24 protein-coding genes are annotated in these 25,533 nt (G+C 63.3%); 8 read left to right on the plus strand and 16 right to left on the minus strand.

Annotated features, from left to right (window positions below; all coding sequences use genetic code 11):
- Positions 1–60 precede the first annotated feature (60 nt).
- Positions 61–429 carry a PilZ domain-containing protein gene (locus PFZ56_RS01285; RefSeq protein WP_102882273.1) on the plus strand — a complete coding sequence of 123 codons (369 nt, stop codon included), beginning with the start codon at positions 61–63 and terminating at the stop codon, positions 427–429.
- Positions 430–445: 16 nt separating this feature from the next.
- On the opposite strand, the gene PFZ56_RS01290 is transcribed toward PFZ56_RS01285, so the two are convergent.
- The 4 genes from PFZ56_RS01290 to katB all read right to left on the minus strand — a co-directional run bounded on the left by PFZ56_RS01290 (position 446) and on the right by katB (position 4,790).
- Positions 446–1,174 (minus strand): hypothetical protein, encoded by a 729-nt coding sequence (locus PFZ56_RS01290; RefSeq protein ID WP_375538621.1) that lies wholly within the window; start codon positions 1,172–1,174, stop codon positions 446–448.
- Between the two features lie 33 nt (positions 1,175–1,207).
- Positions 1,208–2,575 (minus strand): DNA repair protein RadA, encoded by a 1,368-nt coding sequence (gene radA, locus PFZ56_RS01295; RefSeq protein ID WP_170002342.1) that lies wholly within the window; start codon positions 2,573–2,575, stop codon positions 1,208–1,210.
- A gap of 45 nt (positions 2,576–2,620) precedes the next feature.
- A complete protein-coding gene (locus PFZ56_RS01300; protein WP_102882274.1) occupies positions 2,621–3,181 on the minus strand; it encodes an ankyrin repeat domain-containing protein in 561 nt (186 codons plus the stop codon).
- A gap of 67 nt (positions 3,182–3,248) precedes the next feature.
- A complete protein-coding gene (gene katB / locus PFZ56_RS01305; RefSeq protein WP_170002340.1) occupies positions 3,249–4,790 on the minus strand; it encodes a catalase KatB in 1,542 nt (513 codons plus the stop codon).
- A gap of 287 nt (positions 4,791–5,077) precedes the next feature.
- On the opposite strand from katB, the gene mscL reads away from it, so the two are divergent.
- Positions 5,078–5,491: a large-conductance mechanosensitive channel protein MscL gene (mscL, locus tag PFZ56_RS01310; RefSeq protein ID WP_102882276.1), complete on the plus strand. Its 414-nt coding sequence runs from the start codon at positions 5,078–5,080 to the stop codon at positions 5,489–5,491.
- Positions 5,492–5,538: 47 nt separating this feature from the next.
- Here the strand turns inward: mscL and PFZ56_RS01315 are convergent, their stop codons facing one another.
- Positions 5,539–6,315, minus strand: a complete 777-nt coding sequence (locus PFZ56_RS01315; protein WP_102865423.1) for a ferredoxin--NADP reductase — start codon at positions 6,313–6,315, stop codon at positions 5,539–5,541.
- A gap of 214 nt (positions 6,316–6,529) precedes the next feature.
- Between PFZ56_RS01315 and PFZ56_RS01320 the strand changes: the two genes are divergently transcribed.
- Positions 6,530–7,654 (plus strand): methyltransferase, encoded by a 1,125-nt coding sequence (locus PFZ56_RS01320; RefSeq protein ID WP_170002338.1) that lies wholly within the window; start codon positions 6,530–6,532, stop codon positions 7,652–7,654.
- 66 nt (positions 7,655–7,720) lie between these two features.
- Here PFZ56_RS01320 and PFZ56_RS01325 read toward each other — a convergent pair whose 3' ends face one another.
- From PFZ56_RS01325 to PFZ56_RS01335, 3 genes are all read right to left on the minus strand, one after another.
- Positions 7,721–7,888, minus strand: coding sequence for a DUF2474 domain-containing protein (locus PFZ56_RS01325; protein ID WP_102865421.1), 168 nt, complete (start codon positions 7,886–7,888; stop codon positions 7,721–7,723).
- A 112-nt stretch (positions 7,889–8,000) separates the two neighbouring features.
- Complete coding sequence (cydB, locus tag PFZ56_RS01330; RefSeq protein ID WP_102882278.1) at positions 8,001–9,008, minus strand: cytochrome d ubiquinol oxidase subunit II; 1,008 nt, start codon at positions 9,006–9,008, stop codon at positions 8,001–8,003.
- A 3-nt stretch (positions 9,009–9,011) separates the two neighbouring features.
- Positions 9,012–10,451 carry a cytochrome ubiquinol oxidase subunit I gene (locus PFZ56_RS01335; RefSeq protein WP_102865419.1) on the minus strand — a complete coding sequence of 480 codons (1,440 nt, stop codon included), beginning with the start codon at positions 10,449–10,451 and terminating at the stop codon, positions 9,012–9,014.
- A gap of 586 nt (positions 10,452–11,037) precedes the next feature.
- Here PFZ56_RS01335 and PFZ56_RS01340 point away from each other — a divergent pair.
- The gene (locus tag PFZ56_RS01340) at positions 11,038–12,276 is read left to right on the plus strand and encodes an MFS transporter (RefSeq protein WP_110596212.1); all 1,239 of its coding nucleotides are present in this window, start codon (positions 11,038–11,040) and stop codon (positions 12,274–12,276) included.
- Between the two features lie 34 nt (positions 12,277–12,310).
- Here PFZ56_RS01340 and PFZ56_RS01345 read toward each other — a convergent pair whose 3' ends face one another.
- A complete protein-coding gene (locus PFZ56_RS01345) occupies positions 12,311–12,607 on the minus strand; it encodes a hypothetical protein (protein ID WP_110596213.1) in 297 nt (98 codons plus the stop codon).
- A gap of 334 nt (positions 12,608–12,941) precedes the next feature.
- Here PFZ56_RS01345 and PFZ56_RS01350 point away from each other — a divergent pair, with 334 nt between their 5' ends.
- Positions 12,942–13,220, plus strand: coding sequence for a type II toxin-antitoxin system RelE/ParE family toxin (locus PFZ56_RS01350; RefSeq protein ID WP_016966171.1), 279 nt, complete (start codon positions 12,942–12,944; stop codon positions 13,218–13,220).
- Between the two features lie 15 nt (positions 13,221–13,235).
- Positions 13,236–13,526 carry a HigA family addiction module antitoxin gene (locus PFZ56_RS01355; protein WP_016966170.1) on the plus strand — a complete coding sequence of 97 codons (291 nt, stop codon included), beginning with the start codon at positions 13,236–13,238 and terminating at the stop codon, positions 13,524–13,526.
- Positions 13,527–13,529: 3 nt separating this feature from the next.
- Here PFZ56_RS01355 and PFZ56_RS01360 read toward each other — a convergent pair whose 3' ends face one another.
- Together PFZ56_RS01360 and PFZ56_RS01365 are read right to left on the minus strand one after the other, a co-directional pair.
- Positions 13,530–14,081: a DJ-1 family glyoxalase III gene (locus PFZ56_RS01360; RefSeq protein ID WP_170002336.1), complete on the minus strand. Its 552-nt coding sequence runs from the start codon at positions 14,079–14,081 to the stop codon at positions 13,530–13,532.
- A 62-nt stretch (positions 14,082–14,143) separates the two neighbouring features.
- On the minus strand, positions 14,144–14,593 hold the full coding sequence (locus PFZ56_RS01365; protein WP_102882281.1) for a DUF4879 domain-containing protein: 450 nt from the start codon (positions 14,591–14,593) through the stop codon (positions 14,144–14,146).
- A gap of 207 nt (positions 14,594–14,800) precedes the next feature.
- Here PFZ56_RS01365 and PFZ56_RS01370 point away from each other — a divergent pair, with 207 nt between their 5' ends.
- Entirely contained in the window at positions 14,801–16,096 is a 1,296-nt protein-coding gene (locus PFZ56_RS01370; RefSeq protein ID WP_102882282.1) for an NCS2 family permease, read from the plus strand.
- Positions 16,093–17,172 carry a tRNA (uridine(54)-C5)-methyltransferase TrmA gene (gene trmA / locus PFZ56_RS01375; protein WP_102865414.1) on the plus strand — a complete coding sequence of 360 codons (1,080 nt, stop codon included), beginning with the start codon at positions 16,093–16,095 and terminating at the stop codon, positions 17,170–17,172. The genes PFZ56_RS01370 and trmA overlap by 4 nt, the downstream gene beginning before the upstream one ends.
- A gap of 207 nt (positions 17,173–17,379) precedes the next feature.
- Here the strand turns inward: trmA and PFZ56_RS01380 are convergent, their stop codons facing one another.
- The 5 genes from PFZ56_RS01380 to PFZ56_RS01400 all read right to left on the minus strand — a co-directional run bounded on the left by PFZ56_RS01380 (position 17,380) and on the right by PFZ56_RS01400 (position 25,469).
- Positions 17,380–18,717, minus strand: coding sequence for a TolC family outer membrane protein (locus tag PFZ56_RS01380; RefSeq protein WP_102882284.1), 1,338 nt, complete (start codon positions 18,715–18,717; stop codon positions 17,380–17,382).
- Positions 18,714–20,063, minus strand: coding sequence for an HlyD family type I secretion periplasmic adaptor subunit (locus tag PFZ56_RS01385; RefSeq protein WP_170002334.1), 1,350 nt, complete (start codon positions 20,061–20,063; stop codon positions 18,714–18,716). Before PFZ56_RS01385 ends, PFZ56_RS01380 begins: the two co-directional genes overlap by 4 nt.
- A complete protein-coding gene (locus PFZ56_RS01390) occupies positions 20,060–21,844 on the minus strand; it encodes a type I secretion system permease/ATPase (RefSeq protein ID WP_170002332.1) in 1,785 nt (594 codons plus the stop codon). Before PFZ56_RS01390 ends, PFZ56_RS01385 begins: the two co-directional genes overlap by 4 nt.
- 218 nt (positions 21,845–22,062) lie before the next feature.
- Entirely contained in the window at positions 22,063–22,680 is a 618-nt protein-coding gene (locus PFZ56_RS01395; protein WP_102865410.1) for a heme acquisition protein HasA, read from the minus strand.
- A gap of 83 nt (positions 22,681–22,763) precedes the next feature.
- Entirely contained in the window at positions 22,764–25,469 is a 2,706-nt protein-coding gene (locus PFZ56_RS01400; RefSeq protein WP_170002330.1) for a TonB-dependent receptor, read from the minus strand.
- Positions 25,470–25,533 lie beyond the last annotated feature (64 nt).

The following is a 25,533-nucleotide window of genomic DNA, read 5'->3' on the forward strand; positions in this document are numbered from 1 at the left end:
TTTGTAGCGACAGTAATAAACCGGGGTCTATAGTCAGTGCACCACGCAGAGGGCCAGCCCATGAGCGAGCAACACGCCGAACGCCGACGCTTCAAACGCATCGCCTTCGATGCCACGACTGAACTGAGTCAAGGCACCCACCGCTGGCCGGTGCGGTTGCTGGACCTGTCCCTCAAGGGACTGTTGATCGAACGCCCCGACCCCTGGCTCGGAGATCCCAACCGCCCCTTCGAAGCCGATATTCACCTGGGCCTCGATGCCGATGTGCGTATGAATGTGCAACTGGCCCACGACCATAACGGTCAGTTGGGCTTCGTCTGCCTGCACATCGGCCTGGAGTCCATCGAACACCTCAGGAGGTTGATCGAGCTGAACCTGGGGGACCCCGAGGAGTTGGAGCGGGAACTGGGTGCGCTGATCAGTATTTGATCAAAGGCACCAGGATTCAGGGGAACAGCGCGGGTTCGGGAAAGTCGCTTTCCATGTCCCAGTAACCCGCTTGCTGCCGTGACGATACTGTCCATTGGCCGTCGACATAACGGAAGGTGCGATAGGTGGTGATGAACTCTTCGTTCTCCATCGACGACGCCGATGACACCTGCTGGATGCTTTCGGTGCCCCCTTCCCGGGACGGCACGATCCGCCACGCCGCCTTGCCAGTCTGGGCAAACACCAGCGGCTGCCTTTCCCCTTCTTCACCCAGATAGAGCACCGAGTCCAGCTGACTCTGCTGCGGCATCAGCACTTGCGTGGCCGGACCGCTGTAGCTGCCCATGGGGGCGGTCTGGTCGACGGTGAGGAAAAACGCCGGCGATGGCAGGCCGTTGAGCGGCGCCTTTTCCACCGTGGCCAGGGGATAGCCCAAGGACCTCTGCGCAAGCACCTCGCCACCGTCGGAAACCAGGCGCACCTGAGCGCCCAAGGGCGTGGTCGGGTGATCGTCCTCGGATTGGGCAAAGCTGTCGGCGTCCAGGCCATTGCCCCAGCTGTCGGCGTGCAGTTGCGGCGTGATGCGCACATCCTCCAGCACCTCCAGCAGCGAGCCATCGCCCACCAGCACTTGCTGGGCCACGCGATAGCCCTCGGGCACCTCGCTCGGCTGCGCCACGGCAAAGCCACTGCCACACAGCAGGCTGAGGCCCAGCCACCAGCCCTTCAACTTTGTCATGCCCATTACCTGCTTCCTTCCATGAGAGCCCAGCTCGATTTATTCGAAGAGCGCATCCAACGCCTGTTCCAGGCGGGTCACGGCAATGATCTTCAAGCCCGGCGGCGACTCTTTCGGCGCATTGCCCTTGGGCACGATGGCCCGTTTGAAGCCGTGCTTGGCGGCCTCTTTCAAACGCTCCTGGCCGCTGGGCACCGGACGCACTTCACCGGACAGGCCGACTTCACCGAACACCAGCAAGTCATGGGGCAGCGGACGATTGCGCAAGCTCGACATCACGGCGGCCATCAACGCCAGGTCGGAGGCGGTTTCCAGCACCTTGACCCCACCCACCACGTTGAGGAACACGTCCTGGTCATGGGTCGGAATCCCGCCGTGGCGATGCAGCACCGCCAGCAGCATGGCCAGGCGGTTCTGATCCAGGCCCAGGGTGACCCGGCGCGGATTGGCCAGGTGGCTGTCATCCACCAGCGCCTGGACTTCCACCAGCATCGGCCGGGTGCCTTCCCAGGTGGCCATCACCACGCTGCCGGGCACTTCTTCCTGGGCCCGAGTGAGGAAAATCGCCGAAGGGTTGGAGACTTCCTTCAGACCGCGGTCGGTCATGCCGAACACACCCAGCTCATTGACTGCACCAAAACGGTTCTTCACCGCCCGCAGCAACCGCAGGCGACCGTCAGACTCGCCCTCGAAATACAGCACGGTGTCGACCATGTGCTCCAGCACCCGCGGCCCGGCCAGGGCGCCTTCCTTGGTCACGTGGCCCACCAGGAAAATCGCCGTGCCGCTCTGCTTGGCGTAACGCACCAGCAAGGCGGCGCTCTCGCGCACCTGGGACACGCCGCCCGGAGCCGATTGCAGCTGTTCGGTGAAGATGGTCTGGATCGAGTCGATCACCATGACCTTGGGTTTTTCCACCCGAGCGGTGGCGATGATGGTTTCGATGCAGGTCTCGGTCATCACCCGCAACTGATCCTGGGGCAGGCCCAGGCGCCGGGCGCGCATCGCCACCTGCTGCTGAGACTCCTCGCCGGTGACGTACAAGGCCGGCATGCGCGTGGCGATGTTGCACAGGGTCTGCAGCAGGATGGTCGACTTGCCGATCCCCGGATCACCACCGATCAGCACCACCGAGCCGTCCACCAGGCCGCCGCCCAGCACTCGGTCGAGCTCGCCGGAAGCGGTGGAGAAACGTGGAATTTCCTCGACGCTGACTTCTGCCAGGGTCTTGATCTGCGCCTGTTGCCCGGCCCAGCCAGTGCGCCCGGCAGGCGCCACGGCACCACCGCTTTCGATCATGGTCTCGGTCAGGGTGTTCCAGGCCCCGCACTCGCCACATTGCCCGGCCCATTTGGGAAAGGTGGAGCCGCACTCGGTGCAGCCGTACATGCGCTTGGCCTTGGCCATCTGAACCCCCGGCAAAAACCGCGATGATAGCTCAGCTGGAACCGATCAGCGCGGCGCCGTGGTGCGTATCTGCCCGCTGGCCAGCCGCGTGGCGCTATTGCCCAGCGGGTCTTCGGCATTCAGGTCAGCGCCCTTGGCGGCCAAGGCGTCCAACAGTTCGACCCGCTTGAACAACCCGGCGTACATGGCCGCCGTCTGCCCGGCGCCATTGCGCTGATCGGGACTGCAATCGGTCGCCAGCAAACGCCGAGCGATCTGCACCTCGCCCTTGAAGATCGCCCCCATCAACGCCGTGTTGCCGCGTTTGTCCTGGGCACAGGCATTGGCGCCGGCGTCCAGCAGGCGCTCCACTGCCGGACCCTGGCCGTGATAAGCGGCGAGGATCAACGCGGTGTAGCCCTTTTCATCCTGGGTATCGAGGGAGTAACCGGCCTCGATAAAGGTGTCGAGCATTTCCACATCGCCCCGGCGGGCGGCATCGAAATAGTAGTGTTCCAGCTGCACCTTGACCGCCACCGGGTCGGCGGCGGTCGCGGCTTCGGCCGCCGGCTGCGCGTAGGCGGCAAACGAACAGGCCACTGACAGCAGCGCTGTAAAAAGACGCATGGCGCGACTCCTCTGTCGGAAAAAGTCGTCACGCCCGGGCGGGCGTGACGGAGTGAAACGCGCTCGATCAATCGCTCAGCTTGGCCGCCAGCGCCTTGACCCGAGTCAGGTCGCCCTTGGCCACGCGGGTCACGCCGGTGCCGTACTCCGGGTCGGCCTTATACAGGAACGACAGGATGATGTGCTTGCTCTCATCATCGGTGGTGGCCAGGGAGCCGCCGAAGCTATCGATCAGGTCCTGACGTTCCTTCTTGCTGAAGGAACGGTACAGATCACCGGCCTGCTTGAAGTTCTGCTCGCGCTGGATCTTCGCCTGCTGAGTGCTGCCCGACAGTGCCAGCTGGCTGTAGCGCGCGGTTTGCGGCTCTTCGCGGGGCATCAGCCGGCTCGGCTGGTAGTTGACCCCCGTGCTGGTGTGACCCAGGTTCATCGCGCCGTCCTGGTTGCCGTTGTTCACCGGGTTCTTCGGTGCGTTGATCGGCAGTTGCAGAGCGTTGGCGCCGATGCGGTACATCTGGGTATCGGCGTAGGAGAACACCCGGCCTTGCAGCAAGCGGTCTTCCGAAGGCTCGATCCCCGGTACCAGGTTGGACGGGGCCATGGCCACTTGCTCAGTCTCTTGGAAGACGTTGGCCGGGTTACGGTTCAACACCATCTGTCCCACTTTGCGCTCGGGCACATCCGGCCAGATCTTGGTGGCGTCCAGCGGGTCGAAATCAAACTTGGCCAAGTCTTCGGGTTTCAATACCTGGACATACAAGTCCCACTTGGGAAAGTCCCCTTTATTAATGTGGGTTACCAAGTCATGGGTCATATGGCTGTAATCACGCCCTTGTACCTCGACCACCTGTTTCGGATCGAGATTCTTCAGACCTTGCAGACTCTTCCAGTGAAACTTCACGTAGTGCACTTCACCCTTGGCGTTGATCAACTTGTAGGCGTGCACCCCATTACCATCCATTTCCCGGTAACTGGCCGGAGTTCCGGAGTTGGAATACAGCTCGGTCAATGTGCGAGTGGCTTCGGGAACATGAGAGAAGAAATCAAAACGTCGCGAGTCATCATCCAGATTGGTACGCGGATCGGGTTTGAACGCGTGCACCATATCCGGGAACTTGATGGCATCGCGAATGAAGAAGGTCGGGAAGTTGTTGCCGACCAGGTCCCAGTTCCCCTCTGCGGTATAGAACTTGGTGGCGAAACCCCGTGGATCACGCAAGGTTTCCGGGGAGTGGTTGCCATGCACCACCGACGAGAAACGCACGAATACCGGGGTCACCTCGCCGGCGGCAAACACCTTGGCACGGGTCAGGTCGCTGAGGTTGTCGGTGACGGTGAAGGTGCCGTGGGCGCCAGTGCCACGGGCGTGTACCACGCGCTCTGGAATGCGCTCGCGATCAAAACGCTGAAGCTTCTGGATCAGTTGCACATCTTGCAGCAACACCGGGCCGGTGGCGCCTGCGGTCTGTGAATTCTGGTTATCGCCCACTGCCGCGCCATTGTCGCGGGTCAGCGTGGCGGCCTGTACGGAAAGGGAAAGCAGACTGGCGGCAAGCACGCCCAGTACGCGTCGCTGGGAAAAACTCCCAAGGCCAAGAGAAGCGGTCATGTTGAATTCCTCTAGTTATATAAGGCGCATCTCGGTGCGCCTGCTAGAGGCTAGTGACTAAACATTTGAAAGATAAATAGAAAGGCCATAACCCATCGATTGACAGAATGTTCTGGTTATCTCGTCAAATGCGGGGTATATCGCGCGCGATCCGATGGCACTTTGAAAAAACTCTTTGCCTGTTTATCGGTCAATAACCCCGCGTGCTGTTAAAAGTTGTGTCGGCAAAATGCTTTTTGCTGAATTACACTGCCGTAACCAACCTCATCTGTAACAAGGAATAACCTATGGGCGTGCTAAGTGAGTTCAAGGCCTTCGCGGTCAAAGGTAACGTGGTCGATATGGCCGTGGGTATCATCATCGGCGCCGCGTTCGGCAAGATCGTCTCGTCCTTTGTCGGCGACGTGGTCATGCCGCCCATCGGCGTGTTGGTCGGTGGGGTGAACTTCGGGGACCTGGCGGTCACGCTGAAAGCGGCGGCTGGGGATGCACCCGCGGTGGTTCTGGCCTATGGCAAGTTCATCCAGAGCATCATCGACTTCATCATCATCGCCTTCGCCATCTTCATGGGCGTCAAGGTCATCAACCGCCTGAAACGCGAAGAAGCCGTGGCCCCTACCCTGCCACCGGTACCGACCAAGGAAGAAGAGCTGCTGGGAGAGATCCGCGATCTGCTCAAGGCGCAGAACAACAAGCCCTGAGGCGAGTCCTGCAATACATCAACGGCGCCCTCAAGGCGCCGTTTTGGTTACCAGTAAGTCTCCACCGCCACCTGCCCCGGCCGTCGACTCAGGCTCAGGTTCATCCCTCGCTGCTTGAGCAGGGCACGGGTGTCGTCAATCATCTGTGGGTTGCCGCAGAGCATCACCCGGGAATGCTCGGGGGTCAGTTCCACGCCAGCGGCGCGTTCCAGCTCGCCGTTCTCGATCAGTTGGGTGATGCGCCCATTGAGGCTGCCCGGGTGCTGCTCGCGGGTCACGGTGCTGATGAATTGCAACTTATGCGCGAACTCGGCCAGGTACTCACGTTGCGGCAACTCGGCAAGCAACTGCTGATAAGCCAGCTCCCTGGCCTCGCGCACGCTGTAGACCAGGATGATGCGTTCGAATTTCTCCCAGACCTCGAAGTCCTGGAGGATCGACAGGAACGGCGCAATCCCGGTGCCTGTGGATAACAACCAGAGATCGCGACCGTCGACGAAACGATCCAGGGTCAGGTAGCCAAAGGCCTGACGATCCACCAACAGGCTGTCCCCCACTTCCAGGCGGCTCAGCTCGCTGGTGAACTCGCCACCGGGCACCACGATGGAGAAGAATTCGAGAAACTCATCGAACGGCGACGACACCATGGAATAGGCGCGCCACACCGTGCTGCCATCGGCCTTGGTCACCCCGAGACGAGCGAACTGCCCGGCGCGAAAGCGAAAACCCGCATCCCGGGTGGTGCGCAGGGTGAACAGGCTGGAGGTCAGCGGCTGGACCTCGAGCAGGGTCTGGCGAGTGTACTTTTCTTCACTGGCGGTCATGACGGGCTCCACAAAAGCGATGCGCTAGTGTCCCGCAAAGCGCCGGACAGAAACACCGGCGGTTTGTAGTGGCATAGAGCACGGGCAATCCCCGGCAAAAAAACGTACCATTTAGCCCCGCTTCGAACGGCCCGCGCCTGCGCTGTTCGAGGGTTCCCGTGCGCTCGACAGCCCCCACCGCCGGGACATTCACCGATTACCTAGAGTCCGCCCCATGCCCCTGCTTGCAAGCCCCTTCGCCCAGCTCGACCTGATCCGCCAGCCCGAACAGCAAAACGAGCCGCTGCAAGCCTTCGACGCAGCGGACGAATACCTGCTCAACCATCTGGCCGAGCAGCAACCGACCAGCGATACCCGGGTGCTGATCCTCAACGACAGCTTCGGCGCCCTGGCTGCAAGCCTGCTGGGCAAGGTCCAGGTCAGCAGCAGCAGCGATTCGTACCTGGGCGCCCTGGCCCTGGAAAAGAACCTGGTGCGCAACGGCCTGCCCTTTGACGCCCTGCGGGTGATACCGGCCAGCGAGCCGTTGCACGGTTCCTTCGACCGGGTGCTGATTCGCGTCCCCAAGACCCTGGCCCTGCTGGAAGAACAGCTGATCCGCCTGCAGGGACAACTGGCCCCTGGCGCCCAGGTCGTGGCGGCGGCCATGGTCAAGCACCTGCCCCGCGCCGCCGGTGACTTGCTGGAGCGCTACATCGGCCCGGTGCAGGCCTCCCTGGCGGTGAAAAAGGCCCGCCTGCTGGTCGCCACGCCAGAAGCCAAACCGCCGGTCGTGTCGCCCTACCCGACCCGCTATCGCCTGGAGCAGCCGGCCATCGAACTGCTCAACCACGCCAACGTGTTCTGCCGCGAAGGCCTGGACATCGGCACCCGCGCCTTCCTCCCGCACTTGCCACAGAACCTCGGCAACGCCCGGGTCGCGGACCTGGGCTGCGGCAATGGCGTGCTGGCCATCGCCAGCGCCCTGGACAACCCCCAGGCCCACTACACCCTGGTGGACGAATCCTTCATGGCCGTGCAGTCGGCACGGGAGAACTGGCAGGCCGTGCTGGGCGAGCGCGAAGCCGAAATGCGCGCCGGCGATGGCCTGGCCGGGCAAGCGCCACAGTCCCTGGACGTGGTGCTGTGCAACCCGCCGTTCCACCAGCAGCAGGTGGTGGGCGACTTCCTCGCCTGGCGCATGTTCCAACAGGCCCGGGAAGCCCTGGTGGTGGGCGGTGCGCTGTATATCGTCGGCAACCGTCACCTGGGTTATCACAGCAAGCTGGCGCGGCTGTTCCGCGGCGTCGAACAAGTGGCGGCCACGCCCAAGTTCGTGATCCTCAAAGCGCGCAAGTAACAGGCAAAAAAAACCCTCCGCAAGCGGAGGGTTGAAACCGTGCCGCAAGGCAACGGGATGGGATGATCAGTGGGTAGTCAGGCCCGCGGCGCTCATGAACATGCGCATCAGGCTGGCCACCACGAACAGGGCCAGCACACTGCCACCCCAGATCATCGCCAGCCAACCCAGGCGCCGCCACAGGGGCTGTTTTTCCGCCTGTTCGATTTCCTGCAAAGAGTGTTTATCGCTCATGATTTCAACTCCTGCTTGACCCAAACCCTCGTCGGAGCTGGCTGGCCAGTGAAAGCGCCGGCCAGCCAGGCACAAGGTGCAAGGGCCTGTTCGCCGGCAAGCCGGCTCCTACCTAGTGGTAACCGTCTTCGTGGGTGACCTTGCCGCGGAACACGTAGTAGCTCCAGAAGGTGTAACCCAGGATGAACGGGATGATGAACAAGGTGCCCACCAGCATGAAGCCCTGGCTTTGCGGCGGCGCCGCGGCGTCCCAGATGGAGATCGACGGCGGCACGATGTTCGGCCACAGGCTGATACCCAGGCCGCTGTAGCCGAGGAAGATCAGCACCAGGGTCAGCAGGAACGGCGTGTAATGCGCGTTGCGGGCCACAGCACGGAGCAGGCCGTACATGGTCACCAGCACCAGGATCGGCACCGGCAGGAACCAGAACAGATTGGGCAGGGTGAACCAGCGCGCCGCGATATCGGCATGGGCCAAGGGCGTCCAGATACTGACGATGCCGATCACCGCCAGCACCACATAGGCCAGGGGCCGGGCCAGGTCATGCATCTGCTGCTGCAGCTTGCCTTCGGTCTTCATGATCAGCCAGGTGCAGCCAAGCAAGGCATAGGCCACCACCAGCGCCAGGCCGCAGAACAGGGTGAAGGGCGTCAGCCAGTCCAGGGAGCCACCGGCAAACTGGCGGTCCACCACCGGCAAACCGTCGATGAATGCGCCCAAAGCCACGCCCTGGAAGAAGGTCGCCGCCGCCGAGCCGCCGATAAACGCCTTGTCCCAGATATGACGCTTGTCTTCCTTGGCCTTGAAGCGGAACTCAAAGGCCACCCCGCGGAAGATCAGGCCGATCAGCATCAGGATCAGCGGCAGGTACAGCGCCGAGAGCACCACCGAGTAGGCCAGCGGGAAGGCGCCAAACAAGGCCGCGCCCCCCAGCACCAGCCAGGTCTCGTTGCCGTCCCAGACCGGGGCGACGGTGTTCATCATCACGTCACGGTCGCGGTCGTCCTTGACGAACGGGAAGAGAATCCCGATCCCCAGGTCGAAGCCGTCCATGACCACATACATCATGATGCCGAAGATGATAATCACGGCCCACAACAGCGGAAGATCAATACCCATGACTCAGTTCCCCTTGTTCAGGCGGGTGCCGTGGTCGGCGTCGTGGTCATCGTCGGCTGCGGACAGCGGACGGGCCGGGGTACGTTTCTGCCCGGGACCACCGTGGCTGGTTTCGGCACCTTCGTTGGTGACCGGGCCTTTGCGCACCAGACGCATCATGTAGCCCAGACCCACGCCGAACAGCGAGAAATACACCACCACGAACAACGCCAGGGTGATGCTCATCTGCACAAAACTGTGTGCGGACGAAGCATCCGCCGTGCGCATCAGGCCATAGACCACCCAAGGCTGACGGCCGATCTCGGTGGTGAACCAGCCCGCCAGGATCGCGATCAGGCCGGACGGCCCCATCCACAACGTCAGGTACAGGAACGGACGCGAGGTGTAGAGGGTGCCGCGCTTGCGCAGCCAGACACTCCACAGGCCGGTGAAGATCATCAGCATGCCCAGGCCCACCATGACCCGGAACGACCAGAACACAATGGTCGAGTTGGGACGGTCTTCAGGCGGGAACTCCTTGAGCGCCGGCACCTGCTTGTCCAGCGAGTGGGTGAGGATCAGGCTGCCCAGGTAAGGGATTTCCACTGCGTATTTGGTTTTCTCAGCCTTCATGTCCGGCCAGCCGAAGAGGATCAGCGGGGTCGGCTCATTACCGACGTTTTCCCAGTGACCTTCGATGGCGGCGATTTTCGCCGGCTGGTGCTTGAGGGTATTCAGACCGTGGAAGTCGCCGATCACCGCCTGCACCGGCGCCACGATCAAGGCCATCCACATGGCCATCGACAGCATGCGACGAATGGCCGGGTTGTCGCGGCCCCGCAGCAAGTGCCAGGCTGCGGACGAGCCGACGAAGAACGCTGTGGCGACGAACGCCGCCACCGCCATGTGCGCCAGGCGATAGGGGAATGACGGGTTGAAGATCACCGCCAGCCAGTCCACCGGAATCACTCGGCCGTCAACGATTTCGAAGCCTTGCGGGGTCTGCATCCAACTGTTGGAGGACAGAATCCAGAAGGTCGAAATCAGGGTGCCAATGGCCACCATCACCGTGGAGAAGAAGTGCAGCTTGCGTCCGACCTTGTTCCAGCCGAACAGCATCACCCCGAGGAAACCAGCCTCGAGGAAGAACGCGGTGAGCACTTCATAGGTGAGCAAGGGGCCAGTGACAGCACCAGCAAAATCGGAGAAACGGCTCCAGTTGGTGCCGAACTGGTAGGACATCACCAGACCGGAAACCACCCCCATGCCGAAGTTGACAGCGAAGATCTTCGACCAGAAGTGGTAAAGATCACGATAGGTATCGTCGCGGGTCTTGAGCCACAGGCCTTCGAGTACCGCCAGATAACTCGCCAGACCAATGGTGATGGCCGGGAACAGGATGTGGAACGAAACGGTGAATGCGAACTGAATTCGGGCGAGATCAAGCGCCTCTAAACCGAACATAAGCTTTCCTCTATCAGGTAAAACCGGCTGCGGGCCAAAGGCCAGCGCCTACTGCCCCCACGGATATGGAGTTCGGCGAATTCGGATTCGTTCTTTTTTAAACCATCGCAACGTAGGGATTCTGGCCCTTGGGCCGCCACATCAAACCACTGGAAAAGGTTTTGATCTGGGTCAAGCAACGTTAAAAGAGTAGTCCTATTTTCAGCGCGCAACTCTGTGGTTATTTGCCGCGTGACAGCTTGCCTCACCCCGCCAAACCCGGGGTTTTCCCGGCTTTTCCCCACACAAAACGCCTGTAGCCGCTGCTGAGCCTGCGAAGCTGCGAAAGGCCGGGCCGCGTTCGGTACGCAGGGTCTTGCCTGGCCATTTCCCGGCGAACCTGCGGCGTATTCAAGATCCTGGCGTCTCCTGCGACGGAGTGCCGCCCAAAGCGTTCGCAGCCTGCGGCAGCGGCTACAGGGTTCGCGACCCGGTGTTCGAGCGAAAAACGAGATAGATGCGTGGCTAACGATTTCCCCCGCCCCGCAACTATTGGTTACATCTTGGTGATAACCTCGTCGCACTCCCCGCTCAGATCGACCGCCCGATGCCCAGCCAAGACCCTCTGCTGCTCCGTCACCATCGTCCGTTCATTGCGTTCTGGCTGGCCCGGATCTTCACCGCCAGTGGTTTCCAGATGCTCACTGTGGCCATCGGCTGGAACCTCTACCAGCTGACCGGCAATGTGCTCGACCTGGGCCTGGTGGGGCTGGTGGAGTTTGCCCCAAGAGTGCTGTTCATGCTGCACACCGGGCACGTGGCCGACCGCTACGACCGGCGCCGAGTGGCGGCTATCTGTCAGTCGCTGCAAGCCTTGATCGCCCTGGCCCTGGCCGTCGGCAGCCTGACCGACAGCGTGACCCGGGAAATGATCTTCATCCTGGCCTTCCTCCTCGGCGGCGCCCGTTCCTTCGAGATGCCCACCACCCAGGCCCTGCTGCCGAGCATCGTGCCCGCGGCGCTGTTTCCCCGGGCGGTGGCCGCCGCGCAATCGGCGCAACAGTCGGCGACCATCGTCGCCCCGGCCCTGGGCGGGTTGCTGTATGCCTTCGGCAGCGTCTGGGTCTACGGCCCCACCGTGGTCCTGTACCTGATCGCCTGCCTGCTGATGCTCAACCTGCCGGCCCGGCAGACGCCGCTGAACAAGGGCAAGGCCACCCTCGATTCGCTGCTGGCGGGGATTCGCTTCATCCGCAGCCGCCCGGACATCCTCGGCGCCATCTCCCTGGACCTGTTCGCCGTGCTGCTGGGCGGCGCCACAGCACTCTTGCCGGTGTTCGCCAAGGACATCCTGCTCACCGGTCCCTGGGGCCTGGGCCTGCTGCGTTCGGCGCCAGCGGTGGGCGCCTTGCTGATGTCGCTGTGGCTGGCGCGCTTTAGCGTCGAGCGCAAGGTCGGGCGGGTGATGTTCACCGCCGTCGGCGTATTCGGCGTGGCCACCATCGCCTTCGGCCTCTCGACCTCGTTCTGGTTTTCCCTGGTGGTGCTGGTGGTGCTGGGGGCGGCGGACATGATCAGCATGGTGATCCGCGCGTCCTTCGTGCAGCTGGAAACCCCGGACGAAATGCGCGGCCGGGTCAGCGCGGTAAACGGCCTGTTCATCGGCGCTTCGAACCAGCTGGGGGAATTTGAATCCGGGCTGACCGCCCACTGGTTCGGCACCGTGCCGGCGGTGGTGCTGGGCGGGGTCGGCACGCTGGTCGTGACCGGGGTCTGGATCAAGCTGTTCCCGACCCTGGCCAAGCGCGATCGGATGATCGAGCGAGTGGAAGAGGCCAAGGCCTGAAGCCGCGCCGGACGGGCGCGGCTAGATTCAGGTATCAGTGACTGGGCTGAGCCTCAGCGGCTACACGCCATTTCGCCGCCTCCAGCAGGTCGCAACCATCCTGGGTCAGTACATAGAGCACATCGATGATGTGCGGGATGTCCTTCACATCGCCGTGGCTGAAGTTCAGACAACAGAGGGTTTCCAGCAGGTTGGCAGCGGTACGCATACGTTGCTCGGCCGCCTCGTAAAGCGCCTCAGGGGACGCATTGGCGTTGATGAAGAGAACACCTGGAAGGCCAGCGCTGGATTTAAGCGGGAGGTAGCGAGGAGTATCAATTGAAATATTCATCGAGAAATCCTTTTTGGTCATGAATGCACTGGGCTGAATAACAACCCAGCGCCCGCCGAACTTGAATGCAAAGCGCCTTCTAATTTCGGGTGACCAAACCCGTTCGCTGAATTGGCAGCGACGGCGCGAACTATAGAAGTGCTGGAGCGAACGGTGCAATGAGTGGCCTGTTAACCTTTGTTACCCGCTTTCGAGCCCCACCGTCAGGCCGCTGTAGCCGGCCCTCTCCAACAAGAATCAATGCACGCAACCGCCTCGTAACAGCGTGTTGATCATTCTCTGCAATACAAAACCGCTACGAAGCGTGTAAGGTATCGCCTTACACTCGCTCCCCATGATCAAGTCCTTTCAGCACAAAGGCCTGCGCGCCTTCTATGAAACCGGATCGACTCGTGGAATACGGGCTGAGCATGCACGCCGGCTGGCCCGCCAGCTGTCGTTCATGGATCACGCCAGCGAACCGGCAGACCTCAACCTGCCGGGTTGGCGGCTGCACCCACTCAAGGGCGACCTGCACGGCTATTGGTCTTTGGTGGTGTCCGGCAACTGGCGAGTGATCTTTCGTTTCGTAGGTTCGGATATCGAACTGGTCGATTATCTGGACTACCACTGAACAGGAGGCAGGATCATGCCCATCCACAACCCGCCCCACCCCGGTGACACCCTGCGCCTGGATGTCTTGCCTGAGCTGGGCATCAGCGTGACGGAACTGGCCCGGCATATCGGCTATGCCCGCCCGCATCTGTCCAAGGTGTTGAACGGCCATGCGCCGATCCGCGCGGAACTGGCGGTCCGCCTGGAACGTGCCGGAATCGGCAAGGCCAAGGTCTGGCTGGCGGTGCAGGCCGATTACGACATCTGGCACACCGAGCAGGAGTTGCAACCGGTGATCGAGCCTATCGCGGCCCATGTCGGCTGAGCCCTATACCGACAACTCTGCTGCCACCTGGGCGCGCTTGCCGCGACCGCACAGCGCCTCCACCAGGGCCAGGGCAAATGTCAGGGCCGCGCCGGAACCCTGGGCGGTGATGCAGTTGCCATCCACCACCACCGGCTGGTCGACAAAGGTACAGCCCAACAGCTGATGGCTGGCGCTGGGCAGGCAGGTCATGCGCCGCTGGCGCAGCACGCCATAGGCCTGCAAGGCCAGGGCCGGTGCTTCGGCGATGCCGGCGAAGAACCTGCCGGCGGCCGCCTGATCCTTGACCAATTGCATCAGGGGTTGATGGCCCGCCAAATGCTGGGCACCTACCGCGCCGCCGGGCAACACAATCAGGTCGAAGCGCTGGGCCAGCACATCCACCAGCATGGCGTCGGCGGTCAGTCGAGTGCCGCGGGCGCAGGTGAGCATGCGCCGGTTTTCGACACTGGCCGCCAACACCTCGATTTCGGCACGGCGCAGTACGTCGATCAGGGTCACGCTTTGCAGGTCATCAATGCCTTCGGCAAGGGTGACCAAGGCTCTGAAGGTCATGGGGATGACTCCACAAGGAAGGTCTTTAGAGCTTAGTCAGCTTTGCCGAACGCCGTTCGGGGCTACCTGATGTAGATCTGCGCACTCAGGGTATTGCCCGGTGCGTTGATCGAGGTGTTGCTGAAGCTGAAGGTGCCTTCCTGCTTGCCCGCCAGGTCGAAGACATAGATGTAGCCCACGGTGATTCCCGAGTTGCCGCAGGGCACATAGGCGGAGCCGTCCTCGCACACCGGCGAGCGAGTGCCGTCGACCTCGAAACCGTCCAGGTTCACATGGGGCTCGCGGCCGTAGCCGATCTCCAGCACGTAGACCTTGATGTTCGGGCCGTTGTGGTCGCACTGGGTGCGTTCACGCCCATCGGAGACATCTTCCAGGCCGCAGGAAGGTGACAGCACCTTGAGAATCTCCACCTGGCTCAACGGCGGCGCCGAACGCGCCAGGGCCGGAGCCGCCAACCAGCAGGCCGCTGCCCCCAGCAGCGTCAATGCTGTCATTTTCACTGTGCTGCGCATAAATCCCCCCTTAAAAGCAGGGCGCAGTATGCGCTACTTGCCAGCAGTGCAAAACATCGCCGACGATCGCAGCCATTGGCCCACGCTGCTGGTATGATGCGCGGCTTTTTCCGACCCAGGGCAAATCCACAGGCACCTTATAAAGTCTGTGCTTTGCTGTTGGAGTCGATACATTCACGGCGCCCGGCGGCGCCACGGGGAGCAGACATGCTGGAAAGGCTGTTTCAACTCAAGGCACACAACACCAACGTGCGCACCGAGATTCTTGCGGGCGTCACCACCTTCCTGGCCATGGCCTACATTCTCTTCGTCAACCCGAGCATTCTCGGCGAGACGGGCATGGACAAGGGCGCCCTGTTCGTTGCCACCTGTCTGGCTGCCGCCATCGGCTCCACCATCATGGGCCTGATCGCCAACTACCCGATCGCCCTGGCCCCGGGCATGGGGCTGAACGCCTTCTTCACCTACACCGTGGTCCTGCACATGGGCCACACCTGGCAAGTGGCGCTGGGTGCGGTGTTCATCTCGGCGGTGCTGTTCTTCCTGCTGTCGATCTTCAAGATCCGCGAATGGATCATCAACAGCATCCCCCTGCCGCTGCGCTCGGCGATTGCTGCCGGTATCGGCCTGTTCCTGGCGCTGATCGCCCTGCACAACGCCGGCATCGTGGTCAGCAACCAGGCCACCATGGTCGGCCTGGGTGATCTGAAAAAGCCGGCGCCGATCCTCGCCACCCTGGGCTTTGCCCTGATCGTCGCCCTGGAAGCGCTGAAAGTGCGCGGGGCGGTGCTGATCGGCATCCTCGCGGTGACCATTGCCTCGATCATCATGGGCTTCACCCCGTTCGCCGGCGTGACCTCGATGCCTCCGTCCCTGGCCCCGACTTTCCTGCAACTGGACATCAAGGGCGCCCTGGACATTGGTCTGGTGAGCGTGATCTTCGCCTTCCTGTTCGTTGATCTGTTCGACAACTCCGGCACCCTGATCGGCGTCGCCAAGCGCGCCGGCCTGATGGGCAAGGACGGCCACATGCCGAAAATGGGCCGCGCGCTGATCGCTGACAGCACCGCCGCCATGGCCGGCTCCCTGCTGGGCACCTCGACCACCACCAGCTACATCGAATCCGCTGCGGGCGTGAGCGCCGGTGGCCGCACCGGCCTGACCGCCATCGTGGTGGCGATTCTGTTCCTGCTGGCACTGTTCTTCTCGCCGCTGGCGGCCAGCGTGCCACCGTTCGCCACCGCGCCGGCACTGCTGTTCGTGGCCGTGCTGATGACCTCGGGCCTGGCGGAAATCGACTGGGACGACATCACCGTCGCCGCGCCGGTGGTGGTCACTGCCCTGGCCATGCCGTTCACCTATTCGATCGCCAACGGCATCGCCTTCGGCTTCATTGCCTGGACCGCGATCAAGCTGCTGTCGGGCCGCGCCCGCGAGCTGAACGCACCGCTGGTGATCCTGTCGATATTGTTCGTGATCAAGCTGGGTTGGTTCGCCGCATGACTTTTGACGCCGCAAGCTACAGCACCCAATTGAACGACAAGGTCACGCGCCTGCGTGACCTGCTGGCGCCCTTCGCTGCGCCCGAGCCCCAGGTCTTCGACTCGCCCCTGCAGAACTTCCGCCTGCGGGCCGAGTTCCGCCTGTGGCGCGAGGCCGGTGAACGCCACTACGCGATGTTCTCCCAGGACGACAAACGCACGCCGATCCTCATTGAAGAGTTCCCCATCGCCAGCCAGCGCATCAACCAGTTGATGCCCCGGCTCAAGGCCGCCTGGCAGGCCAGCGCGCCTTTGAGCCACAAGCTGTTCCAGGTGGAGTTCCTCACCACCCTGGCCGGCGATGCGATGATCACCCTGTGCTACCACCGCCCGCTGGACGAGCACTGGCACAAGGCCGCGAGCCAACTGGCCGCCGACCTCAATGTCAGTGTGATCGGCCGTTCCAAGGGCAAACGCGAAGTCATCGGCCAGGACTACGTGGTGGAAAAGCTCGAAGTCGGCGGGCGTACCTTCAGCTACCGCCAACCCGAGGGCGCCTTCACCCAGCCCAACGGCACGGTGAACCAGAAGATGCTCAACTGGGCCTATGAAGCCCTGGGCGAGCGCCAGGACGACCTGCTGGAACTGTACTGCGGCAACGGCAACTTCACCCTGCCCCTGGCCACCCGGGTGCGCAAGGTACTGGCCACCGAGATCAGCAAGACCTCGGTCAACGCCGCCTTGAGCAACCTCAGCGAAAACGCTGTGGATAACGTCACCCTGGTGCGCCTGTCCGCCGAAGAGCTGACCGAAGCCCTGAACGAAGTGCGTCCGTTCCGCCGCCTGCAGGGCGTGGACTTGAAGAGCTACGAATTCGGCAGCGTGTTCGTCGACCCGCCCCGGGCCGGCATGGACCCGGACACCTGCGAACTGACCCGGCGCTTCGACAACATCCTGTACATCTCCTGCAACCCGGAAACCCTGGCGGCCAACATCGCCCAGTTGCACGACACTCACCGCATCACCCGCTGCGCGCTGTTCGACCAGTTCCCCTGGACTCACCACATGGAATCCGGGGTCCTGCTGACCCGCCGCTGATTTGCCCCGCTCCCCAACGGCCGTCCTCGAGACGGCCGTTGTCATTCTGGGCCTCCGATCCCCCTACCGCTTCCTGTAGCCGCTGCCGCAGGCTGCGATCGACTGCGAAGCAGGCGCAAACCTGACACCGCGGTGCATCAGGCACGTCTGCGTCGCCGGGTGTGCGGGGCTGCGCCCCGGTCGCAGCCTGCGGCAGCGGCTACAAGGTCAGCCCGCGGGTTGAAAGTACCCGGCCAGTTGCTGCAGGTCCTGTTCATTGAGCAGGCCGGCGTAGTACTTGAGCTCAATCCGTGCCAGCAGGTAGGCATGCCGGGCATCCGCCAGGTCACGACGGGCAGTGAACAGTTGCTGCTCGGCGTCCAGCACATCGAGGTTGACCCGCTCGCCACCCTGCACGCTTTTGCGGGTCGCGGTCACCAGGGCCTCGGCTGAGCTGACGGCCATTTCATAGGCGCGGACCTTGGCCGCGGCACTGGTGTTGAGGTTGAACTGCTTGCGCAGCTGGTTGAGGGTATTGGCGGTTTGCGCATCCAGTTCATATTGCGCCTGGGACAGCTGACTGGCCGCCTGGCGGGTCGAGGCCGAGACCGAACCACCGGCAAACAGAGGCAGGCTGACCTGGATACCCACGGTGTTGGTGTCGTACTGCTGGTTGTAGGTGCTCTCCGAATCAGAGCGGGTCTGCCGGCTGCTGGCGTACAGGCTGATCTTGGGCAGGTGCCCGGCGCGCTTGCGCTCCACTTCGTATTCCGCCGCCCGCAGGGCCTGCTGCTGGGAAGCCAGTTCAGGGTTGTTGGCCATGGCTAGGTCGCGCCAACTGTCGAAGCGGTTGGGCTGCAGCGGCTGGATCTCGAACTGCCGGGTCAGCGGGTCCAGCTCGTCGATCTGCAACGGCTCGCCGACTATGGCTTGCAGCTCGCGCAGGGCCGCATCCTGCTGGTCCTGGGCCTCGATCTCTTGCGCCAGGGCCAGGCTCAAACGGGCCTGGGTCTCCAGCACATCGGTGCGGGTGCCCTCGCCGCCCTTGAGCAAGCGCTCATTGAGCTGCAAGCGTTCGGCGTAGGCGCGTTTCTGTGCCCGGCTCAGTTCGATGCGCTCCTGGGCCAGCAGCGCCTGGCTGTAGGCACTGAGCAGGCGCACCGCCAGTTCCTGGCTCTTGCCGCGAAAACGCTCGTCGGAAAACAGCGCCTGGGCCGAGCCCTGGCGATAGCGCGCATAGGCCTCGTAGTCCAGCAGTGGCTGTTGCAGGGTCAGGGTCGAGGCATAGCTGCGGTAGTCACGATCGGTGGTGACATCGCCACGAACCGTGTCCTGGGTCACCTCGGACTGGTTGCGCGAATTGTTGTAGCTCCAGGACAGGTTCGGCAACAGCCCGGCACGGCCGATGGCCCGGTTCTCTTCACCGGCATCGCGCTCCTTGATCGCCGCCTGGAAGGTCGGGTCATTACGCAGAGCCAGATCGTAGGCATCGAGCAAACCCAGGGCCAGGGCCGACGGGCTGCTCAGCAGGCACAGCAGCGCGAGGAAGCAAAAGGCGCGAGTCATTCTTCCACCAACGCCATATGAGTCCGGTCCAGCAGGGGCTTGAACAGGTAGTTGAGCATCGAGCGCTCGCCGGTACGGACAAAGGCCTCCACCGGCATTCCCGGCCGGATCTGCAACCCCTGCAACTGCTGCATGCCTTCGGCGCTGACCGTGGCGCGCAAGGTGTAATAGGGTTCTTCAGTACGTTCGTCGACCTGGCGATCGGCAGACACCAGGGTCACCTCCCCCGGCACCCTCGGCGTGGTGCTCTGGTTGAAGGCCGAGAACATCAGTTCCACGGGCAGCCCCGGGTGCACTTTGTCCACCAGTTGCACCGGCACCCGCGCCTCCACCAGCAGCGGCTCGTCCTGGGGCACGATGTCCATCAGCGGCTGGCCCGGCTTGATCACTCCGCCCTCGGTGTACACCTCCAGGCCCACCACCACCCCGGCAGCCGGGGCGCGCACCTGGCTGTTGGCCAATTCGAACTCGGCGGAGGCCAGGCGATTGCGCAGGTCTTCGGTGCGAATCCGGGTGTCGGCCAACTGGCTGCGCAGGTCTTTCTGGAAGTCCTCGGTGGACTGGCGGATGCGCAGGCGCAGTTCGAGGATCTGCCGCTGCAACTGGCCGATGCGGCCGAAGTCCTCGGCGATCGAGCCGTCGATCTGCGCGTACAGGCGTTCGCTGTCCAGCAGGCGATTGCGCGGGATGTAGCCGTCCCGGGCCAGCTCCCGCAGGCCCTGCAACTGTTCGTTCAAGGCACTGCGCTGTTGCCGCTTGCTGGCCTGGGAATCCCGGCTACCGCGCAACTGCGCTTCGGAGCCGGCAATGGTTTCGGCAATGCCCTGTTGCTCCATGCTCAGGGCCTGGCGCCGGCTGCTGAACAGCTGCCGTTGCAGGGCCAGGCTGGCCGCCACCTCAGGTTCGCTCGCCAAGGCCTGGAGCTGAGGATCAAAGACGATCTCGCTGGCACCATCGCGCTCGGCATTGAGTCGCGCTTCGCTGGCCAGGGACCCCAGGTACTGACTGCGCAAGGACTGCATCTGGGTGCGCAGCGGGGTCTCGTTGAGCCGTAACAGCACCTGCCCGGCGCTGACCCGGTCGCCCTCCTTGACCTCGATCCGCTCGACGATGCCGCCGCTCTGGTGCTGCACCGTCTTGCGATGGCCCGAGACCATGACCTTGCCCGATACCGCCACGCCCTTGTCCAGCGGCGCCAGGGCGGCCCAGCCGATAAACCCGGCAAAGCCTCCCAGCACCAGGAGCCAGCCGAGGCGTGAATACTTCCTGTCGTCCAGGGACAACACATTGCTGGCGGCGGGCCCCGCGACCGGCGCAACCGAGCCTGTGGATACATTCGCCTTCATGCTTTTTTCCCTTCGCCGCCGGCCACGCCCAGTCGGTAATTCATGTTCAGGCTGGTCACCGGATTACTCACCGGTACCGCGGGCGGCGGCGCGGCCTTGGCCTTCTGGTTCGCCTCCAGCACCCGCGCCGTCGGGCCGAAGGCTTGCAGCTGGCCTTCGCGCAGGATCATCAGCTGGTCGGTCAGGCTCAGCACATTGGGCTTGTGAGTGATCAGCACCAGGGTCCGCTGCCGTAGCTTGAGTTGGCTGATGGCCTGCAGCAGCGCCTGTTCGCCAGCTTCATCAAGGTTGGAGTTGGGTTCGTCGAGCACGATCAGCGCCGGCAAGCCGTACAACGCGCGGGCCAGGCCGATGCGCTGGCGCTGCCCGCCGGACAGCCCGGCACCGCCCTCACCCAGGCGCGTGTCATAGCCCTGGGGCAGTTGCAGGATCAACTCATGCACCCCGGCCATTTGCGCAGCCTGCAGGACCTGATCGGAGTCCAGCGCGCCGAAACGCGCGATGTTCTCGGCAATGCTGCCGGCGAACAATTGGATGTCCTGGGGCAGGTAGCCGATATGCGGGCCCAGTTGCTGCTTGTCCCACTGGGCCAGGTCCGCGCCATCCAGGCGCACCTTTCCCGTCAGGGGCGTCCAGGCACCGACCAACAGCCGAGCCAGGGTGGACTTGCCGCAACCGGAAGGGCCGATCACCCCCAGGACCTGGCCGGCCTCCAGGGTGAAGCCGAGGTTGCTCAGGGCCGGACGGCGACTTCCCGGGGCACAGGCACTCAATTGCTCGACACTCAACTTGCCCTTGGGCGTCGGCAGGCTCATGCGCACCGGCCGTGGCGGATTGGCCTGCAACAGCTCGGACAAGCGCTCGTAGGCCAGGCGCGCCGAGCTCCATTGCTTCCAGACCGCGATCAACTGGTCGATGGGGCTGAGCACACGGCCCATGAGAATCGAGCCGGCGATCATCATCCCCGGAGTGATCTGCCCCTGCACCGCCAGCCACGCGCCCAGGCCCAATACCAGGGACTGCAAGGCCATGCGCACGCCCTTGGACCAGGCGCTGATAGTGGCGGTCTTTTCACTGGCCAGGTTCTGCTGAGCGAGAAAGCCCTGGTGACCGACGAACCAGCGCTCGCGCAGCGCGCCGAGCATGCCCATGGCTTCGATGGCGTCGGCGTTGCGCAGGTTGGCCGTGGCCTGCTGGCTGGTGATGATCGACAACTGGCTGGCCTGGGCCAGCGGCGCCTGGCAGATATGCTGATTGATCCAGGCCAGCGCCACCAACAGCAGCGCTCCGCCCAGGGCCAACAGACCGAGCCAGGGGTGAAAGAGGAAGATCACCAGCAGGTAGACCGGAAACCAGGGCGCATCGAAGAAGGCGAACAAGGCATTGCCGGTGGCGAACTGGCGCAGCGCGGTCAGGTCATTCAAGGCCTGGCCGGCGGCCTGGGGGCTGCCCTTGAGCTGGGCCTCGAACGCCGCGTCATACACCCGCTGGTTCAGGCGCATGTCCATCTGGGTGCCGAGGTGGATCACCACCTGGCTGCGCACCCACTCCAACGCCCCCATCAGGCCGAACAGGCCGAGGATCATCAGCGTCAGCATCAACAGGGTCATCTGATTGCCCGAGGCCAGCACCCGGTCATAGACCTGCAGCATGTAAAGGGCCGGGGCCAGCATCAGCAGATTGATCACCGCCGAGAACAGGCCGATGTTGAAGAAGCCGCCCTTGTAGGCCGTCAGGGCCGCCAGCGTCTCGGAAGCGGCAAGTGGATTCGGCCTGCTCATCAAGGTGTCCTGTGCAGAGTTTAGGGATACAGGGCCTTCCGCTCAGGCAGAGCGGAACGACAAGAGGCGCGCCCGGTGCGTTGACAGGCACCACGGCGCTCCCCAGAATTTGCCACCGCCGCCGCCCTGGCCTTCGAAAACTCGGGCGACGGAGGTGAGTCAAACCAGCGAATGGAGGAGCGATCCTGCATTCGCTTTTTTATGCCTCAAGCCGGCACTCAGGCGGCCAGTGCCCAGTCCTGGGCCACGTCCTGCACACCCACCAGGCCGACATCGGCTGCGGCGGCGGCAGCCGGGGTGACGTGGGCAACACCGGCGGCGGCCAGGTCGTCGAAAGTGGAGTTCACCGACAGGCTTGGGTCGATCGCCTTGAGCAGGGCATCGATCTCGCCGGCCAGCGCCGAGCTGTCGCCGCTCATCAGGCCGTAGACCACCTTGTGCACTTCACCGGCACGGCCTTCATCTTTCAGGCTGTTGAGGCCCAGGTTGCTGAAGCTGACTTCCTGGCTGACCAGGTGGTAGTTGCTGCCCGAACCACCGGCGAGGGTGTCGCCCAGGGAAACGCTGTCCAGCGAGCCCCACAGGGTGTGGCTCGGGTTGCTGAACAGGGTGTAATGCAGGTTGCCGTCGGCCACGAAGGCGGCGTCGCTGGCGGTGCTCTTGATGGCGTACTGGGTGCCGTCGAACGGGCCCGGGTTGAAACCACCGGTATTGGTGCCATCAACCACTTCGCCTGGGCGGTGGTTGACGTCGCCGAAATAGGCCGACCAGTCAGTCAGGTATTGCGCAACAGTGTTACCGCCGTAGGTAGCGCTGTAAGAGATCGAAATGCTCATGCAAAACTCCAATACATTAGGTGGGTCAGGTCCGCAGCACGCCAGTGCCTGCTGCGGTTTTGCCCTTCAATGGGCAAAAGCGGTCAGAACTGATATTCCACGGTGCCCTGCAAGGTGCGGCCACGGCCGAGGGTGAAGGCCAGGACATCGCCGAGGGGCACCAGGTAGGCGCGGTCGGTGACGTTTTCCATGGCCAGGCGCAGGGTCAGTTCTTCAGTGGCCCGGTAGCTGCCATACAGGTCGTAGACGGTGTAGGGCTTCCAGTCGGCCGGGTAGACACCGGTCTGGCTCACGGTCCCGGTCGCCGAGCCGGCGATCGAGTAGCCGGCGCTGTAGCGGGCCCGGGCACCGATATCCAGTTTGCGTTCGAAAAAGCGCGCGCCCAGGGTCAGGGTGCCGCGGTCCATGGGCATGTGTTCGGCCGAACCGAGGATCGCGGCGTTGCAGCGGCTGGCATTGTTGGCCGCATCATCGGGACGCATGCCGGTGACAATCGCGCCCCGCCCTGTGCCGTTCTTCACCGGCTGGGTCACCCCTCCCAGCCAGGCGGTCTTCATGCAGAAATCGTTGTCGCCGATCATGTGGGTGTAATTGAGCTGGCCGTAGGCGCGACCGGCGTCATAGTCGAGCTGGTACTCGACGCCCTTGAAGCGGGTGCTGCTGAGATCGTTGACGTAGGCGCTGTTGCCGATGCCGGGGGAGCCATAGCCCGGGGGCTGCACGCCCATGGCCATATAGATGAAGTCATCGACCCGGGTATCGAAGTAGGCCACCTTGATACCCAGGCGGTCATCGTTGAACCAGAGGTTTTCCTTGAAGACGTTGACCCCTGCTTCCCAGGTGGTGGAGCGCTCTGGCTTGAGGAAGGGGTTGGGAAAGGTGCTCTCAGAACCTCCACCATGGGGGCGTCCGGTGATCATGGTTTCGGTCACCGCCGGTGGCCGCCAGCCCTTGCCATAGCTGGCGAACAGTTGCAGCCATTCGACCCCGGGCTTGACCGACAGGCCGAAGGTCGGCGAGAAGCGCCCTTCCTGGTTGTCGATGTCATAGGCCACCGGCACCGAGATTTGCTGGGGCGTCTTGCCGATCACGAAGGTGCGGGTGTTGATTCCGGTTTCGCCGCGCAGGCGGTAGCGGTCGTAACGCAAGCCGGCATTGAGGTTCAGCCAACCGTCGTAGTCGAAGTCCAGGCGGGTGAACAGGCTACCCAGGGCTCGATCGCCCTCGGGGGTCATGCTCGCCGCAGGCGAGGCACTGACCGCCGAGCCCTTGGGCACCGGCTGGCTGGAGTCGGGACGGACCTTGTCGTAGAAGAACTCCAGGCCGTAGTTGGCCTTCAGCGTGGACAGCCCGCCCAGGGCAAAGGTCGACGTATTCTGCGCCTGGGCGCCATAGGTATCGGTCTGGTAGGTGATCGAGTAGCCAGGGCTGCTGCGGCGGGTCAGGGTGCTCTGGTCATTGCTGTTGTCGACGTAATAGAGCTTGGCCTTGAAGTCGATCAACGGGTTGTCCGGGGTGTAGCTGTAGTCGAGGCCGAAGTTCTGCGAATGCACATCGCTGCTGCCGAGCTTTTCCCAGAGCTGATCCTTGTTCTCGGTGTTCATCATGTTGGCGTCGTCGTAGGACACCTCAGTGGTCAGGTAGCTCAGCTGCAGACGCTGGTCCTGGGGCAGGTTGAGCCCCAGCTTGACCAGGCGCGAGCGCATCACCGAAGCGGAATAGGCCACCTTGGAATGCTTCACTCGATCATTGATCGACGGGTCCATCCAGCTGCCGGTGCGCAATTCGCCGATGCCGCCACGGGTCCCCGGGTTGTAGTCCCCAAGGTGCCGTTCACTGGCGGCCAGTAGCATGTCCCAGACTTCGGTGCCGATGGCGAAGGCGGAACTGCCGATGAAGTGAGTGCCGTTGCTGCGGCCGCCCAAGCCGGTGGTCAGGCGAATTCGGCCACCGATCTCCTGGCCGGGCTTGAGCAGGTCGCGGGCCTCGATGGTGCGAAAGTTGGCGACCCCGCCAATCACTCCAGCCCCGCCCATGGTGGAGGTGGCGCCCTTCTCCACCACCACTTCGGAGAGCAGCTCGGGGTCGACATAGAGCGTTCCGTTGCGCTGCTGGTGGCCGCTCTGCTGATAGTTCTGGCGCATGCCGTCCACCGACATGTTGACCCGACCATAGTCCTGGATACCGCGGATGTTCACCGACACGCCCGGGTCCTGCTGGCTGAGCGCCGAATACACGCCGGACGTTTCCTCCAGCATTTCGGCGGCATGCCGCGGTGGATTGCGATCAAGTTGCTCGCGCCCGACCACGCTCACCGAGCGTGGCGCGTTGTATACCCAATCGCTCTGCCGGCCTTCGAGGTCACCGGAAATCGTGGTGGGGGCCAAGGCCAGGGCGCCATCACGTCCAGTTTCCACCCGACTCAGGGTCACCTGGCGCTCGCCGCTAAAGCGGTACTCCACCGGCGCATTGCCCAGCAGCCGGGCCAGTCCTTCCTCGGCGCCGTAGCGGCCCTTGAGCGGTGAGCTGTGCAAGCCATGCAGGCGCAGGCTGTCGAACAGCACCTGCACCCCGGCCTGCTCGGCAAAAGCCAGCACCGCACTGCCGAGGGCCTGGGCAGGGATATCGAAATCCAGTTCGCGTGGTTGCTGAGCACTCTGCGGGGCTACGCCTACGGGCTCTGCCGCGTGCAACAAACCGCCTCCTGCCAACAGCCCTGCTACGCCCAAGTGAATGGCCAGGGCCAGACGACTTGCGGCGTGAATTCCAGTGCGACTGCCTACCCTCATGTTCCTGATTCCTGCGCTGGCTACTTTTAGTGCATGCGAATGCATCTCAATTAGCTAGACGTGC

This window comes from Pseudomonas danubii (assembly GCF_042980055.1).
GTDB lineage: Bacteria > Pseudomonadota > Gammaproteobacteria > Pseudomonadales > Pseudomonadaceae > Aquipseudomonas > Aquipseudomonas danubii.